General features: G+C 42.8%; 21 protein-coding genes, 1 pseudogene and 1 riboswitch. Of the genes and pseudogenes, 17 read left to right on the forward strand and 5 right to left on the reverse strand.

All coding sequences use genetic code 11. The annotated features are described in order from the left end of the window. Nucleotides 1-215: 215 nt before the first annotated feature. Nucleotides 216-977 (reverse strand): sulfite exporter TauE/SafE family protein, encoded by a 762-nt coding sequence (locus ABHN01_RS01315; RefSeq protein WP_429874066.1) that lies wholly within the window; start codon nt 975-977, stop codon nt 216-218. A gap of 416 nt (nt 978-1393) precedes the next feature. Between ABHN01_RS01315 and ABHN01_RS01320 the strand changes: the two genes are divergently transcribed. The 5 genes from ABHN01_RS01320 (at nt 1394) to ABHN01_RS01340 (ending at nt 5354) form a co-directional block, all read left to right on the forward strand. Next, nucleotides 1394-1621, forward strand: a complete 228-nt coding sequence (locus ABHN01_RS01320) for a hypothetical protein (protein ID WP_429874067.1) — start codon at nt 1394-1396, stop codon at nt 1619-1621. Between the two features lies 1 nt (nt 1622). Then, complete coding sequence (locus tag ABHN01_RS01325) at nt 1623-2000, forward strand: hypothetical protein (RefSeq protein WP_429874068.1); 378 nt, start codon at nt 1623-1625, stop codon at nt 1998-2000. Nucleotides 2001-2482: 482 nt separating this feature from the next. Beyond that, nucleotides 2483-2701, forward strand: coding sequence for a YolD-like family protein (locus ABHN01_RS01330; RefSeq protein ID WP_429874069.1), 219 nt, complete (start codon nt 2483-2485; stop codon nt 2699-2701). Between the two features lie 107 nt (nt 2702-2808). Then, a complete protein-coding gene (locus ABHN01_RS01335; protein ID WP_429874070.1) occupies nt 2809-3840 on the forward strand; it encodes a YkvI family membrane protein in 1032 nt (343 codons plus the stop codon). Nucleotides 3841-4001: 161 nt separating this feature from the next. Continuing rightward, on the forward strand, nt 4002-5354 hold the full coding sequence (locus ABHN01_RS01340; protein WP_429874071.1) for an APC family permease: 1353 nt from the start codon (nt 4002-4004) through the stop codon (nt 5352-5354). Nucleotides 5355-5608: 254 nt separating this feature from the next. On the opposite strand, the gene ABHN01_RS01345 is transcribed toward ABHN01_RS01340, so the two are convergent. Continuing rightward, nucleotides 5609-6562 (reverse strand): YecA family protein, encoded by a 954-nt coding sequence (locus ABHN01_RS01345; RefSeq protein ID WP_429874072.1) that lies wholly within the window; start codon nt 6560-6562, stop codon nt 5609-5611. Between the two features lie 154 nt (nt 6563-6716). On the opposite strand from ABHN01_RS01345, the gene ABHN01_RS01350 reads away from it, so the two are divergent. Genes ABHN01_RS01350 through ABHN01_RS01360 form a run of 3 tightly spaced genes read left to right on the forward strand, consistent with a single transcriptional unit; the run spans nt 6717 to nt 7505 of the window. After that, nucleotides 6717-7043: a hypothetical protein gene (locus ABHN01_RS01350; RefSeq protein WP_429874073.1), complete on the forward strand. Its 327-nt coding sequence runs from the start codon at nt 6717-6719 to the stop codon at nt 7041-7043. Further along, on the forward strand, nt 6977-7357 hold the full coding sequence (locus tag ABHN01_RS01355; protein ID WP_429874074.1) for a DUF4349 domain-containing protein: 381 nt from the start codon (nt 6977-6979) through the stop codon (nt 7355-7357). The genes ABHN01_RS01350 and ABHN01_RS01355 overlap by 67 nt, the downstream gene beginning before the upstream one ends. Continuing rightward, nucleotides 7305-7505 (forward strand): DUF4349 domain-containing protein, encoded by a 201-nt coding sequence (locus ABHN01_RS01360; protein ID WP_429874075.1) that lies wholly within the window; start codon nt 7305-7307, stop codon nt 7503-7505. Before ABHN01_RS01355 ends, ABHN01_RS01360 begins: the two co-directional genes overlap by 53 nt. Before the next feature lie 78 nt (nt 7506-7583). Here ABHN01_RS01360 and ABHN01_RS01365 read toward each other — a convergent pair whose 3' ends face one another. Both ABHN01_RS01365 and ABHN01_RS01370 read right to left on the reverse strand, forming a co-directional pair. After that, nucleotides 7584-7814 (reverse strand): IDEAL domain-containing protein, encoded by a 231-nt coding sequence (locus tag ABHN01_RS01365; RefSeq protein WP_290399950.1) that lies wholly within the window; start codon nt 7812-7814, stop codon nt 7584-7586. A gap of 125 nt (nt 7815-7939) precedes the next feature. Beyond that, on the reverse strand, nt 7940-8185 hold the full coding sequence (locus ABHN01_RS01370) for a hypothetical protein (RefSeq protein WP_429874076.1): 246 nt from the start codon (nt 8183-8185) through the stop codon (nt 7940-7942). Nucleotides 8186-8341: 156 nt separating this feature from the next. Further along, a riboswitch (TPP riboswitch) is annotated at nt 8342-8445 on the forward strand. 137 nt (nt 8446-8582) lie between these two features. Here ABHN01_RS01370 and thiD point away from each other — a divergent pair. From thiD to ABHN01_RS01410, 8 genes and pseudogenes are all read left to right on the forward strand, one after another. Beyond that, entirely contained in the window at nt 8583-9389 is an 807-nt protein-coding gene (gene thiD / locus ABHN01_RS01375; protein WP_429874077.1) for a bifunctional hydroxymethylpyrimidine kinase/phosphomethylpyrimidine kinase, read from the forward strand. Continuing rightward, on the forward strand, nt 9386-10207 hold the full coding sequence (thiM, locus tag ABHN01_RS01380) for a hydroxyethylthiazole kinase (RefSeq protein ID WP_429874078.1): 822 nt from the start codon (nt 9386-9388) through the stop codon (nt 10205-10207). Before thiD ends, thiM begins: the two co-directional genes overlap by 4 nt. Nucleotides 10208-10223: 16 nt before the next feature. Beyond that, nucleotides 10224-10862: a thiamine phosphate synthase gene (thiE, locus tag ABHN01_RS01385; protein ID WP_429874185.1), complete on the forward strand. Its 639-nt coding sequence runs from the start codon at nt 10224-10226 to the stop codon at nt 10860-10862. A gap of 70 nt (nt 10863-10932) precedes the next feature. Beyond that, complete coding sequence (locus tag ABHN01_RS01390) at nt 10933-11175, forward strand: hypothetical protein (RefSeq protein ID WP_290399946.1); 243 nt, start codon at nt 10933-10935, stop codon at nt 11173-11175. Between the two features lie 115 nt (nt 11176-11290). Continuing rightward, complete coding sequence (locus ABHN01_RS01395; protein ID WP_429874079.1) at nt 11291-11893, forward strand: winged helix-turn-helix domain-containing protein; 603 nt, start codon at nt 11291-11293, stop codon at nt 11891-11893. Further along, nucleotides 11890-12141, forward strand: coding sequence for a hypothetical protein (locus ABHN01_RS01400; protein ID WP_429874080.1), 252 nt, complete (start codon nt 11890-11892; stop codon nt 12139-12141). The genes ABHN01_RS01395 and ABHN01_RS01400 overlap by 4 nt, the downstream gene beginning before the upstream one ends. Before the next feature lie 24 nt (nt 12142-12165). Next, nucleotides 12166-12747 (forward strand): ATP-dependent Clp endopeptidase proteolytic subunit ClpP, encoded by a 582-nt coding sequence (gene clpP / locus ABHN01_RS01405; RefSeq protein ID WP_429874081.1) that lies wholly within the window; start codon nt 12166-12168, stop codon nt 12745-12747. A 117-nt stretch (nt 12748-12864) separates the two neighbouring features. After that, nucleotides 12865-14096: pseudogene (locus ABHN01_RS01410) on the forward strand (MFS transporter). 76 nt (nt 14097-14172) lie between these two features. On the opposite strand, the gene ABHN01_RS01415 reads toward ABHN01_RS01410, so the two are convergent. Further along, nucleotides 14173-14400 carry a hypothetical protein gene (locus ABHN01_RS01415; RefSeq protein WP_429874082.1) on the reverse strand — a complete coding sequence of 76 codons (228 nt, stop codon included), beginning with the start codon at nt 14398-14400 and terminating at the stop codon, nt 14173-14175. Nucleotides 14401-14675: 275 nt separating this feature from the next. Between ABHN01_RS01415 and ABHN01_RS01420 the strand changes: the two genes are divergently transcribed. Then, a complete protein-coding gene (locus tag ABHN01_RS01420; protein WP_429874083.1) occupies nt 14676-15401 on the forward strand; it encodes a ThuA domain-containing protein in 726 nt (241 codons plus the stop codon). The last annotated feature ends 8 nt before the right edge of the window (nt 15402-15409 follow it).

The following is a 15409-nucleotide window of genomic DNA, read 5'->3' on the forward strand; positions in this document are numbered from 1 at the left end:
TATTAAGGTTACATGCCTAAAGTTCCAAGCTAGTCATAAAGGATTGACTCAGATTATTTTCTGAACATTTACAGTTGTTGTGCCTTTGCATATCAAAGCTATCACTACACATGTTGATATTCAGGACATTTTGATCAATAACGACGCGATGCTATAGTAACGAAAAAAAAACGAGGCGGAAGGGTCTACGCTTCGATTTTTTCTGATTTTTCCCGTTATAAAAGTTTGATGCCGCTAATCAAGATTAGCAATGCGACAACGGTTCGAAGTGGTCTTGTTGGTACTTTGACAGACAATGTGCTTCCAATCAATACACCGGGTATCGAACCTGTAAGTAGATTCATCACAATAGGATAATTGATGCTACCCACTCCTAAATAGAGTAAGCCAGCAACCGTTACTAACAAAAATGCATGCGCAATATCTGTACCTACTAACTCTGAGCCCTTTAGTTGATAGAGGTAAAGTATCGCAACAGCAAACAATGACCCAGATCCAATGGAGGTAAGGCCTACAATAAAACCCAATAGCATACCAATAAAAATTGTTAATCCTTTTTTTTGTTCAATTGGCATTAATTGCAAACGGTTGGGCCTTAACTTTTTATCGAAAAACATGCGTACAATAATCGATAGGGCAACTAAAATCAAAACATATCCGAGCACATTTTTAATGATTTGATCTTGATTAAACCTGTTGGTATAGTTATTCAGTAGGATGATCGCTACAGTGGCACTTGGAATACTGCCAATAGCAAGAAAGTTGACTAATTGTACATTAACTGTTTTTTGTCTCCAATGTTGTACAGTGCCAAAAAGTTTAGTAATCGAATTGTAGACAAGATCAGTACCTACGGCAATAGAGGGATTGATTCCGGCTATAATTAAAATAGGAGTTAAAAGAGCTGCGCCTCCTACTCCTGTTAAACCTATTAAAAAACCCACAAATAATCCCATAATGATTATCTCTATGCTCATCATTTTCCACTCTCACTTAATTTTTTTCTAAGTAACAACAGATTAGGAGAAAAAGAATTTTCCATAAAATATAGACGTCTTCAAAAGGGTTATAGTCATTGATATATGCCTAGCCATAGTAAAGGGTGTAACTAACATTTATGGATGAATGGAGAAATCCTTTGGTGGACATAAGGGAAATTTAGAGGACTAACAATTCGACGCTCAACAAAGAGCAACCATTCTGTAGAACGGTTGCTCTCTTATGTAGGATAGAAAATGCGCCTGACTTTATTATAAAGCCGTTCAGTCGGGCAGATCTGGTGGCGAGAGAAAGCGGTATAGGAACTAAATCGAACCGAAAGCTAAGCAGATAATTATCAGAAAAATAACAACCAAATTATTCAGATCAACAAAAAATGTAAGGATGAAGTTTTATGAAAAAAATTCTGGCTTGCTTGATTTTGTTAATAGCGATTACAGGTTGTTCTAAAGAGGAAACCAAGCCGGTTTCTAAAGAAGAGAACGTCCCGAGCGCGCAAGCCGCCAAACCTGAAAAAGAAGAATTGACTTTACAAAAACAATTGGATTTTGGTAAACGATTTGACAAATTCAATTTTCACCCTAGATCATTTAAGTATTTAGGAAAAAAAGATTGTTCTTGATATGGACTACCATTTAAGCGGTAAGCTTGTAAAATTCTTATCACAAGGAATTGACTACTCCTTTGTGATTGGTTTCCCCGATGAAACTATGGAAGTCACTTCGCTGGAGCAAACTTTGGCAAAGCCAGGACCATCATTTAAAAAGGGAGACTCACAAAGCAAGGAAATGCATATACAGTTTGTTGAAGAAATACCAAACGAATTAACCCAACCGCAAATAAATGAGTTAGAAAAGAACTTAGAGGGCTATCAATTCGCTGTTTTAAACAGAGAGAACGACTTGGTATTTATCATGGATGACATTTATCTGCGGTCAAAACAGAAAGATCTAAGCAAGGTAATACAAGATGATTTAGGAAAAGTGAAGATAGAAGATTAATGAAGAAAATCCTTCAAATCGGGGCTTTTTTCGAAAGGGAATGTAATTCGGTAACTTCCTAACCGCTGTAGAGAGAAAGGTGCTATTAGGTGCTATCTTACCGACCAACACCTCAACCATTGCAAAGGTCGGTGTGATGGACGGTGCTCATTCCCGCCAGCTATCTACGATCAATCGTTTGAGAGTGTTGTTGTCAAGCATAAAAAGTCGCTATACCAAATAGGTAAACGTTCTGATTTGTGGCTTAAAATGGTTAATTACGCGTATGGTGCTCAATTTGCCGAATATAACTTCCAAGAAAACCTAGTTTTGTTAGAGGGGAAGTTGGATAAGGATTAGGTTTTCATACGGAGAATCGACAGCATAAAGTCGGTTCTCTCTTTATTTTCCAGTTTTCAAGAACGTTTGTTCGGTAATATTATGGAATTAAGGGAGTGGTTTCATTGATATGAGACCGTGGAAAAATGAAATAATGGCAAGGTATGGTTTATACCGCAGCATATTGTGCTTTAAGAGCATACGATTGGACCAATACCAAAATTGAAAGACCGGTGCTTGATGGACAGCAACATGAGGAGATTATCGAAACCATATGCGCAGCAATGGAGTTCGTTAATCTGGTGGAGATATCGTATTCCCGATGGGATGCAATTGAGACATTTACTGGACACGTTTATTATCGTTTTCCGATCTCCTCTTAAAGGGTTTAATGTTTAAAAGGAATGCGTTCCGCTCTCACAGTGCCCTTCTAAAATCCTCGTCCAGGCATACATTTAAACAGAAAGGACGGGCGGAGTTGGAGGGTATGATGGGTATACGGCGTAAACAGATTATTCAAATTGCTGCCACTTATATCGGCACGGTTGTAGGAGCGGGTTTTGCGACGGGAAGAGAGATTGTGGAGTTTTTTACCGTTCATGGTTCTGCCGGTTTTTTGGGGATCTTAATCAGCGGTTTCCTGTTTATTTATCTGGGTACGAAAATCATGCTGCTTGCACGAACAATCGGCGCAGACACTTATGAAGCGTTAAACCGGTATTTGTTTGGGGACCGGATTGCCACAGGAATCAATCTTATCATGTTTATCATGTTGTTTGGGGTCACATCGGTCATGCTGTCAGGGACGGGGGCTTTATTCTCAGAACAGCTTCATCTGCCATTTCATGCAGGGATCATCCTAACGGTCATCCTGTGCTTCATAGTGATGCAAAAAGGAATGGACGGTATTTTATGGACGAATTCGGTTATCGTTCCTGTCATGATTCTGTTTTCGATCATCATTTCGGTATCTATGTTTTTTTCACCTATAGAAGCTCCCCTTATCCGAACGGAAGATTTTACCCGGCATTGGAAATGGCTCTTCAGCCCTTTTACTTATGCCGCGTTTAACTTAACCCTGTCCCAGGCTGTTCTCGTGCCGTTAAGCCGTGAAGCAGAGGATGAGACAGTTATTAAATGGGGCGGATTTATTGGAGGCCTGGGATTAACTTTTATCTTGCTTAACAGCCATTTTGCTCTTTATTTAGTGCCGCAGTCCATACATCATGAAATACCGGTCGCAGAGATCATCAGCAAGCTTGGTGCAATTGTTCATTTTCTTTTTTTGATCGTAGTCTATGGCGAAATTTTCACGACCTTGATCGGCAATTTATTCGGCCTGCTGGAACCGGCAAAACAATACATCAAGCTTTCCTCCAACGTTATACTGTGCCTTTTGATGGGAGGGGGATATTTAATCAGCCTTTTTGGATACTCTTCACTATTGCACTATCTCTATCCGCTCTTTGGACTGATCGGGCTGTTGTATTTGGGAATTACCGCTTTTAAAAAGGGTATCTGAAGAAAGATGGGAAAGCCCTATACTTCTATAATAATATATTTGTATTTTTTTGAATACTATTACTATTTTTGATCGTAGTGACAGATCATCCCGGCTATGATAAGGTTTTTACAAGAAGTCCTTCTAGAGTAGACAAAAATAGTTTGGGAGTGGACAGCAGAGTGAACACAGAAGCAAGTCTCAAAAAAGACATCGGGCTTTCAGTGGCGATGTCTATTGTAATCGGAACAGTGATCGGATCAGGTATTTTTATGAAGCCTGGAAAAGTAATTGAGTATGCGGGCGGCTCCAGTATGGCATTGCTTGCGTGGCTGCTGGGCGGGCTGATCACCTTGGCAGGCGGCCTGACAATAGCTGAAGTAGCCACTCAAATACCGAAAACAGGCGGACTCTACGTCTATATGGAAGAAGTATACGGAAAAGTATGGGGGTATTTAAGCGGCTGGGTTCAGACTGTCATTTACGGACCAGCGATTATTGGGGGCCTTGGGCTGTATTTCGGTTCTTTAATCACAAATCTGTTCGAATGGAATGAAAAGGCTGGCCCCTGGATCGGAATCATAACGGTCGTTTTTTTAGCGGTCATTAACAGTTTCGGCACGAAGTATGGAGGAATTGTACAGAATGTCGCCACGGCCGGTAAACTCCTTCCCATTGTATTAATTATTGTGTTTGGGATTTGGAAAGGAAATGAACAGGTTCTTTCTGCAGGCAGCGGGTTGACTGGTGGTGAGATTAGTATGGGAGCCGCTATACTTGCGACATTATGGGCGTATGACGGATGGCTCATGGTCGGATTTGTAGCGGGTGAAATGAAAAATCCTGCCAAGATCCTCCCGAAAGCCATCATCGGGGGCATCCTCATTGTTACCGCAGCATATCTGCTTGTAAATATCGCGATGCTTCATGTTCTGCCGGCAAGTACGATTGTAAGCCTTGGCGAGAACTCAGCAGGTAAAGCGGCGACTCTATTATTCGGTCAGGTCGGAGGGAAGCTTATTGCCATTGGGATTGCGGTTTCTATCTTCGGGTGTTTGAATGGTAAGATCCTAACATTTCCGCGGGTAACTTACGCCATGGCTCAACGGAAACAGCTGCCGGCATCCCATTTTCTAGCCTCCGTTTCCGAGAAGTTTGGAACACCGATTCCTGCTACAGGACTGCAAGTCGTGTTCGCTGTTATCCTGATGCTGTTGTCTAATCCGGATTATCTGTCAGCCATGGCGATATTCGCTATTTATATCTTTTACATTTTTGCCTTTTTTGCTGTCTTCCTTTTGAGAAAGCGAAACAAAAAGAAGGAGCGGTCGTACAGTGTTCCTCTGTATCCACTTGTTCCAGCGTTTGCGATCATAGGGGCTGGCTACATCGTCATCGCAACGATTATTGATAATCCGAGAGACAGTCTTACAGCTATAGGTGTTACCCTGATTGGATTACCTTTGTATTGGTATTTAAATAGAAGTAAAGGCAAGGATGGAACTGAAGAATCCTTGCACAAACAAGCCAAATAATTGCTTCATCCTTCTGCTCTGCTGATTTTTGTCAGCAGAGCTTTTGGTTTATCGAATAAAAAGGATCGCATCAACAAAAAATAAGATGTAAAAGAGCGGAGGTGAACGGATGCCGATGATCAGGAATCGTTTAGAGCGGGGGCCGATTGCAGGTTCAGAATCCGAAGCTTATGAAAATATAGAAGTTTGCTGCACAGCTTACCGATCATCAAATTCGGGCACATAGAAAGAACCTGCATAAGAGCAGGTTCTTTTTAGTCTGCCAGGTTTTTAAGCTGGCGGTATTTAGAAGAAAGACTGGATGCTGATATCCCATACTTGATTGCGATTTCTGACTGAGTAGCAGGTATGTTCAGGACATCCTTGCACACTCTGTAATGAATAGCAGCCGCATATGGTTCCTCTTTTCGAATCACAAGCTTTTGTTCACTGTTCCATGATTTCCAGATTTTTTCTGCCTCATTGACTATCTCTTCTGTTGCATTCTCTTTAATGTGAGCGAGTATTGGATCATCCTGTCGAGAAATACTGTTGTCCCCAGTCTGTTCCTGTTTTGACAAGAGTGCTTGTAAAGCATGAGGGAAGTTAGTGTTCAAAGCTGTTTTTTGGGGAAACATCCCTTGTAAGCGGCCATTCCATTCACCTTGAGGGATCAAGGCAAAATCAATGTAAAATTCATAATGTTCTCCTGTATAGATGAGGAAACCGACAAGAGCCATTTCTTCTTGCGGAAGAATTTCGCTATTAAATTCAACAGTGTATTCCTTACCGTCCATTACATCCTGTAACAAAAAGGTATTTCGGTTTATGTTAGAATCTATTTTATAAACAGATGGGGAGCTTTTCTCCCAGCTCTTTAGGACATCCATAATTTGCGGCTGCTCTTTCTTTAATTGGTCTTGAAGATAAAGCTCCATCGGCGATTTGCCGTCCTTCATATCAGATTGGAACATCAACCAGCAAACGATCAAATTGGCGTACGTTTGTTCTTGATCTCTGCCAATCTGGTATTGTTCTATGTATTTACGTGTTCGGCTTCCCATTTCTTCCTGAAAATGATCAAAGGCAAACTTGGCTGCACCTTCCTGATGACGGCTAATTTCAACGATTTTGTTCATCTGAACGGTTGTGACCGAGCGCAGACAGCAATTCTTATATTTTTTGCCGCTGCCACATGGACACGGTTCGTTTCTTCCTACTTTATTCATGGTATCCTCCGTACTTAACTGCTCTTGTTGTAAATAAATCACTTTGTAAATACTAGCATATTCGCGTGATATTGCAACTTTTTGACATGAGTTTTCCATTTATTGCAACTGTCAGGCCGGTTTAGTCGTCTATTGTTAAAAGGGGGATATGATGATGATAAAAAAGAGAAATAGGAAATTCAGCGCTTTCTGCCTGTTACTCGTTCTTTTTTTGGCTTCCTGCAGCAGTATGGGAGAAAGCACTTCAGAGAAGGCATCTGAAGGAGGAAGCTCTTCCATCGCCATGAAAAAGGATAGGTCAGAAACTAAAAAGTCTGATACCCAAAAGCAAAAGATGATCTACACGAGTCAGATTACGATAACGGTTCAAAACTTTAAGAAGGCCCGGAGCGATGTGGAACAGCTGCAAACAAGATGGGCGGCTACATCGTTGAAAGCGAAACCTTATCAGAAGAAGGAGGGCATAGCGGAGGTTATTTAAAAGTAAGGATTCCACAGGATCGTTTTTTTGCGTTTACACGTAAAGCCAGGGCATTAAGCACGGGCAGTCCTGAAGAGGTGATCAACGGTCGAGACGTTACAGAGGAATATACAGACCTGGAAGTACGGCTGAAAGCAAAGCGGCTCGTCCGAACCCGTTTGGAAAACTTTATGAAAAATGCAGAAAAAACAGAGGACCTCCTTCACATTTCAAAGGAACTTGCTGGTATGCAGGAACAAATCGAAAAGATTCAGGGCAGAAATGAACTTTTTAAACAATCAAAGCGAACTTTCAACGGTAACGGTTCATTTTGAGGTGAAGAATGAAGGCACAGACAATAAACAGCTGAATACGTGGGCCAAAGCCAAGGCTTTATTGAAAGAGACATGGAATGGAATGCTTCATGCGGTTTCTTATCTCATTATTGCTCTTATCGGATTATCACCGGGATCATTCTCTTAGCGGCACAGGGGTATGGGTTTACTCAAAAAGAAAAAAGCGTGCAAAAAAAGAAACCAAACCAGTAAAAGGTCTGGTTTCTTATCCTAGAAATTTAATGTATTCATCGGTTAATTTCATAAAGAGTTTTTCATCCCGTTTTTCCAGGGCTTCATCTATTTGTTGTTTATAACGTTTCATCTGATGGGCGTGCAGCGACTCATCAAGGATCATCTGAGCAACCATATTAAAAGCGAACGGGTCATTTTTCTTCTGAAGCTTATATTTCACAAGATCGTTCATGTCTTTATTATACGATGTGTTGTCTTTCATGCTCTATTCCTCCTTGAATTTTTTTGCAAAAGCTTGTAGGATTGAAAGCTGATGCGTTTATGGGTTTTTACTAGTATACTTATCAATACAGATAATAGCAACTATTTAATTCTGAAAATTTAGATTTACCCACTATTCCTCTCAAAGTTTAAATCATCCATAACTTCATCAACGGAATGGAATTTTTTGCTGTCCAGCTGTTCACCGCCTTCCATATCAAATACTCTTAATTGGAAAACATCTTCTGTAGGGATATATTTGACTTCAACAGGGTTCGTGTAATTTTTTGAGAAACGGCCTTCGGATTGTGAATGGCTGTAAACATCTTCAGGGTTCTGTTTTAATTGCTCTAGTTTTTCTCTTATATTCATTGGCGTTCTCTCCCTCCACGTTTTCTATCGGGTGTTATATAAATAATGCCCGTATCCATCTGTTTTTAAACACAGCAGCCCAACTTTTCGACAAATCCTATCCTCCGTTTGACGCTTCAGCCGCTGTCATATAGGATAGAAGTAACATCATACATCGTAAACCACTAGGGGAGCTTTGATTTAAAGCTGAGAAAAGATATCTTTGACCCTTTGAACCTGATCCGGTTAAAACCGGCGGAGGGAAGTGGCTTAAACCAAAATGAGCATACACTTCGTTTAAGCCGCCTTCTCTTCTGGAAGGCGGCTTTTTACCGCTCAAAGGGGTCCTGGTCCAGCTGCATGCATGTGGACTAGGCTGAAAACAAGCTTCATAAGTGGTGAAAGGAGTTCTTGACTTATGCTGAATACACCAAAAGCATTGACGATAGCAGGTTCAGATTCAGGAGGCGGTGCCGGCATCCAGGCAGATTTAAAGACTTTTCAGGAATTGGGGGCTTATGGCATGTCTGTCATTACAGCCATTACCGCTCAAAATACATTAGGTGTTCAAGAGATCCATCCTGTGCCTGTTGAAATGGTCATGAAACAGTTAAAAAGTATTGAAGACGACCTGCGTCCCGAGGCACTCAAAACAGGTATGCTTTTCAGTGCGGAAATTATAGAAGCAGTTGCAGCGCATATACGGAAGCATGGCTGGAAAAACGTCGTTGTAGATCCCGTAATGATTGCAAAAGGAGGAGCAGATCTTCTCCAGGAGGATGCAGTAGAAGCATTGAAAAAACATCTAATTCCACTGGCCACGATCCTGACTCCGAATATTCCTGAAGCGGAGCGATTAACAGGTAAAAGCATCTGCTCCAGGAAAGGCAGAGAGGATGCGGCCAAACTATTGCATGAATTAGGAGCGCGTATGATCGTGATTAAAGGCGGCCATCTCACTCTTGATAAAGCACCCGTTGATTTGTTCTACGATGGCGAGCATATGCATGAGCTGCAAGGGAGAAGAGTTGACACCCCCCAGACGCACGGAACAGGGTGCACGTTTGCCGCTGCAATAGCCGCTGAACTGGCACTGGGCAAGACGCCTTTACATGCGGTTCATACAGCAAAAACGTTTATTCAGGAAGCGATCAGTCATCCGCTCCATATTGGAAGCGGCCATGGACCGACTAACCATTGGGCATACAGGAGGAATCAAGCATGAACGAATTACGTCACCTTTTACAGGAGATCAGAAACCAAAAACCGTTGGTTCATCACATCACGAACCAGGTGACGATGAACTTTTTAGCGAACGGTATCCTTGCATCTGGCGGCAGCCCGATGATGGCTCATCACTATGAAGAAGCGGAAGAAGCTGTCATGGCTGCTGACGCACTGGTTTTGAACATTGGAACAATCGACCCGAGCCTGGTGAAAGCGATGGTGATCGCAGGAAAAAAGGCGAAGCAACTGGGTGTTCCTGTCATATTGGATCCCGTTGGGGCAGGATTGAGCAGGCTAAGGAAAGATGCGGTCCAAGAGCTGGTTGAACAGGTTTCTCCTGATGTTATTAGCGGGAACGCTGCGGAAATCGCATTCTTGATGGAAGGAGAGTGGGGCGGAAAAGGAGTTGACGGCGATTTGTCAGGAAACCATGAAGAGCTTGCACTGCATGCGGCCGCCAAGTTCGGCTCGGTCATTGCCATTACAGGGGAAAGAGATGTGGTGAGTGATGGCAAGGAACGCATAACCATTACCGGGGGACATGAAATTCTATCTTATGTCACTGGAACAGGCTGTTTTTCAACTTCTCTTATCGGTTTATTTTTGGCCAAATCATTGGAAACGAGCCTCTCGTCCTGTCAGAGAGCCGCGGGTGCCTTGTCGATGCTTGGAATCTGTGCCGAACGTGCACAAGCTGTATCAGCAGGCCCAGGTTCTTTTCAAACGGCATTGCTGGATGAACTGTTTCGATTGAAACCTGAAGATTTAAAGACAGCGGGAAGGTGGAGTTTAGGAGGTATACAGGGTGGAAAATGATAATCTAAAACAACGGATGAAGGTTTATTTTATTATGGGAAGCTTGAATTGCAAAGAGGCTCCTGAGCTTGTTTTGGAGAAAGCGCTAAAGGGTGGAGTCACGCTGTTTCAATACCGGGAGAAAGGAGAAGGTTGTCTTTCTTCTGCAGACAAAAAGGAATTGGCCCTTCGGTTGCAAAAAATTTGCCGGAAAAACCACGTTCCTTTTATTGTGAATGATGATCTTGATCTCATGATCAGTCTGAACGCGGATGGACTGCATGTAGGGCAGGAGGATGGAGACATCAGAGAGATACGCAGACGGATTCCTGATAAAATTCTTGGAGTTTCTGTTCATAATGCAGAAGAAGCACAAACGGCCGTGCAGATCGGGGCTGATTATTTGGGAGTCGGCCCTATTTACGCTACAAGTACAAAGCTGGATACCCGTGATGTCATGGGTTTTTCAGTAGTGAAAGAATTGAGGGCAAAAGGAATTACAGCTCCAATTGTGGGTATTGGCGGCATTAAAGAAGAAAATGCATTTGACGTTGTTGAAGCCGGGGCAGACGGAGTTTCTGTCATAACTGCCATCAGCCATCATGAGGATCCCGAGAGAGCGGCAAGAGGATTGCTGCAGCAGGTGGAGGAGGCATACAAAGAAAGACTCGTTTAGGAAAAAGGATGGGCACCGAATAAAGAATTTCTTCGTACAATACAAGAGTACGAAAGAAAGAGGTGCCACAATGAAAAAAAGAAATAAGACATGGGTCTATTCTGAAATGGTCCTGCTGTCCGTGGGTTTTTTGCTTGCTCTTTGGAATGGCATGTACATTAACAGCCCTGCCTTGTTGTTCGGAATCCTAGCGGCGGTATTCTTGTTTCGGGCCATCGAACGATATTATTTTAAATTTAAAGCAGAGTTTTTTTTCAATACAGTTATGGTGGTCATCTTTATCGTACTGGCCGCTATACCTCTGATGAAATAACAGAAGCATGAGCTTCTGTTATTTTTTTGTTTAACATTTGAAAAGTTTGACAAAGATAAGCCTATCGTAATAAGATAATTTTACGTAAAATAAAATTTTTAAGTGAGGTGAACCAGTGAAAAAGAAGGCATCCATCGAAGAGACTTATCTTGTAACGCTGCCTGAGCAGGCTGCCGCGTTGCTTCATCCCATTCGTTCCGAGCTGCTGAGTGCTCTAAAAGATCCGGCTTCAGCCACAGAAATAGCAAAACAGCTTAATGAGACTCCGCAGAAGATTAATTACCATCTTAAAGCTCTCGAGAAAGTAGGCCTTGTTTTCAGGGCAGGAACGAGGAATGTGAGAAATTTGGTAGAAGTATTGTATCAAGCGGTTGCTAAAACATTAATTTTTTCTGATTCACTAGGGCTATCACCGGAAGCTTCACAAAAATTAAAAGATCAGCATGCGTTGGCCCATGTTCTATCCCTAACGGAAACGATGAAGAAAGATGCGCTTCAGCTTATGGAGAGAGCAGAGGATCAGCAAATTCCGAGCGCCGTTCTGCAATCGACGGTTTCCTTATCGAATGAAGAGGAGCGCAACCAGTTCATCAATGAATATTTCTCACTGCTTCAACAGCTTGTTGGTAAATATCAATCCGGAAAGAAAGAGCAAGGCGAAGACTTTCAAGTGTCTATCGCTGTTTATCCAAAACCTGAGGGAGGAATTGAAGGATGAATGAAGTAAAAAAGCACCCTTCCATCGCCTGGGAAAAGAGCAGTAAGCCGGCTGGCCGAGAGGAAAAGGTTATTGCTTTAAAGGAGAAGCGGGCTGAAAGGGAAGATTCCGGGCAAGAAGAACTTAAGACTGAAATCTCGATTGAAAATGAAGAAAAAAAACCGGCAAAAGTGATTTATATTACGTCCGGATTTGGAAAAATAGCATCAGCTGGCGCGGCTTCAACCCCGATCTGCCAAGCTGCATAATCATTCAATAGGAGGAATATAAAAATGAATTTAGTCCCAATGGTAGTAGAAACAACCAACCGCGGGGAGCGTTCCTACGACATTTATTCCAGGCTTTTGAAAGACCGTATTATCATTATTGGAAGTGCTATTGATGATAATGTAGCCAATTCGGTTGTAGCTCAGCTGCTGTTTCTCGCTGCTGAAGATCCGGATAAAGATATTTCCATCTATATTAATTCTCCAGGAGGATCGGTTACCGCTGGATTGGCCATCTATGACACCATGCAGTTTATCAAGCCTGCTGTTTCCACCATCTGCATCGGTATGGCTGCTTCCATGGGTGCCATTCTTCTGGTTGGGGGGGCAGAGGGCAAGCGGTTTGCCTTGCCGAACGCAGAGGTCATGATCCATCAGCCGCTTGGAGGAACACAAGGTCAGGCGGCAGACATGATCATACATGCCAAACGGATTATTCAAACGAGGGAAATTCTGAATAAGATCATTTCAGACCGTTCAGGACAGCCCCTTGAGCGGGTGGAAAAAGACACTGACCGTGATTACTTCATGACAGCTGAACAAGCGAAGGAATACGGAATTATCAACAAAATCATCGAAAAGTTATAAACCGTTTTCCTCAAAAGAAAGAGCGCTGGCGCTCTTTCTTCTTTTTTGTTTGTAAAAATCCGTAAAAGAATGATAATCTTTAACATTATAAACCAATTAGAGAAAGAAGGATTTTTCATGGGTGCTGTTTCTGTACAAAAAGAAGTCTCCACGTCAGCAACGATTTACAAGGTTCTTTTTGCAATCAGCTTCGTGCATTTGTTAAACGATGCAATGCAGGCGGTTATTCCGGCTATTTTTCCTATTCTGGAGAAGTCTATGAATCTGTCTTTTACTCAGCTGGGGTGGATCGCATTTGCACTGAACATTACTTCCTCTGTTATGCAGCCTGTTGTTGGATGGTACACGGACAGGACGACATCACCGTTTTTGCTGCCGTTTGGGATGGCTTCAAGCTTGATTGGAATGATTGGCATTGCCTTTTCCAGTAACATTGCGTACATATTGCTATCGGTTACCCTGATTGGACTTGGGTCAGCCGTCTTCCATCCGGAAGGTTCACGTGTTGCCTATATGGCTGCTGGAAAGCGGAGGGGTCTCGCCCAATCCATCTATCAGGTGGGGGGCAACACAGGGAATTCCTTAGCCCCCGTCATGACAGCGCTTGTCTTTGTTCCTTTCGGCCAGTTTGGAGCCATATGGTTTACATCGGCTGCAGCCATGGCCATCATCGTCTTGGTTTTTGTATCTGGATGGTACCGGGCCCGTCTCGAAAATTTCCCCAGGGTTACGAAACAGTCGGCGAAGAAAGCCGCAAATCCAAAGCGGAAGAAACAAATTGCCTTTGCTGTTTGTCTGCTTGTATTTCTTGTTTTTGCACGATCCTGGTACTTCTCGGGAATTTCTAACTTCTATCAGTTTTATCTGATCGACGATTATGGCCTTTCTATCCGCCATGCGCAGTATTATATTTTTGTTTTTCTGGCAGCCGGGGTTCTTGGAACATTTTTTGGAGGTCCTCTTGCTGACCGGCTTGGGAAGAGGAACATGATCTTCTGGTCGATGCTGGGTTCTGCTCCCCTAGCCCTTGTTCTGCCGCACGTTGGTTTATTTTGGATCTATCCCCTATTTTTTCTCCTTGGGTTTATTTTGATGACAAGTTTTTCAGTGACTGTTGTCTATGCTCAGGAACTGCTTCCCGGAAGAATCGGCATGGTTTCCGGTCTGATCGTTGGGCTTGCTTTTGGGATGGGAGCACTAGTTCCGTTATTCTCGGCAACCTGGCAGATGCTTTCAGTGTCCGGTTTATTATGGTGATGATCAGTTTCTTTCCGATCGCCGGTGTACTTACGTTTCTGCTGCCGGGCGACCAGACCGTAAAAGCATGGGAGCAGGAAGCTGAGTTATGAAAACACCAACCAGCTTCAACATTAAAAAGCCGGCTCGCGCAGTAATCTGCCAGAGCCGGCTTTGTTTAAATCGTAATTAGCGTTCACCTTCGGGAGGATTCAGTTTTCTCTCGGATGACGAAGTGTTTTTCGTATCTTCTTTGTGTCTTTCCTCATTTTTTTCATCTTTTATATCCTCTAATGGAAGATCATCCGCGGGCATGACGAGCTGATCCCGTTCCAATTGTTTTTCCTGGCTCCGTTTAAACGCATTATCTTTGTCGTTTCGATCCAGCAATTCCTTTTGCTTTTTTTGGCTATCCATTGTGTGATTCTCTCCTTTGAAATGAGTCTGTACAGTACTATAGCCTTTCTCATAATTTTGAAACCTGCATGGAAAAAGGGAGAAAGGAACACTGCCAAGAACATAAAATTTAAACATGCTGTATATTAACATTTGACAAACGGATAATGTGCCGTAAAATAAGGGTAAACGTTTACATTCTGAAAAGTAAAAAGGTTCTACCTCGTCAGATACGTAAACGTTTACCTACTAACTTGAAGAAGTTATTTCTACATAAATAAAAGGAGTGGAACGGAATGAAGGTAACCATCTGGAATGAAAACCGTCATGAAAAAAATAATCCGGCCGTGCGTGCAGTATATCCGGAAGGAATTCATGGCGCTATCCGGCAATTTTTATCAAATGCAGGGGTGGACGCTGAAACGGCAACACTTGATCAGCCAGAACATGGATTAAACCAGCAGGTTCTTGATGAGACTGATGTTCTTGTCTGGTGGGGACACCTTGCCCACGGCGAAGTGAAAGAAGAAATAGTAGAACGTGTCTATCAGCGGGTTCTGGATGGTATGGGACTCATCGTCCTTCACTCTGGGCACTTCTCAAAGATCTTTAAAAAATTGATGGGTACTTCATGTGACTTAAAATGGCGTGAAGCGGATGAAAAGGAGCGGCTTTGGGTCGTTGATCCATCCCATCCGATTGCATCAGGAATCGGAGAATACATTGAACTCCCGCAAGAAGAAATGTATGGAGAGCATTTTGACATCCCGGCTCCAGATGAACTCGTATTCGTCAGCTGGTTTGAAGGAGGAGAGGTTTTCCGGAGCGGGTGCACCTACAAACGCGGAAAAGGAAAAATCTTTTACTTCCGCCCCGGGCACGAAACGTACCCCACCTATCATAATGCTGATGTACAAAAGGTTATATTAAATGCCGTTCAATGGGCAAAACCGGCAGGAAGCGATAAACCGGTATATGGAAACGCTAAACCGCTTGAAGCAATTGCTGCCAATCAAAAATAAGAGGAGTG

The organism is Fictibacillus sp. NRS-1165 (assembly GCF_050468105.1).
In the GTDB taxonomy this organism is placed as follows: Bacteria; Bacillota; Bacilli; order Bacillales; family Fictibacillaceae; genus Fictibacillus_C; species Fictibacillus_C terrinigri.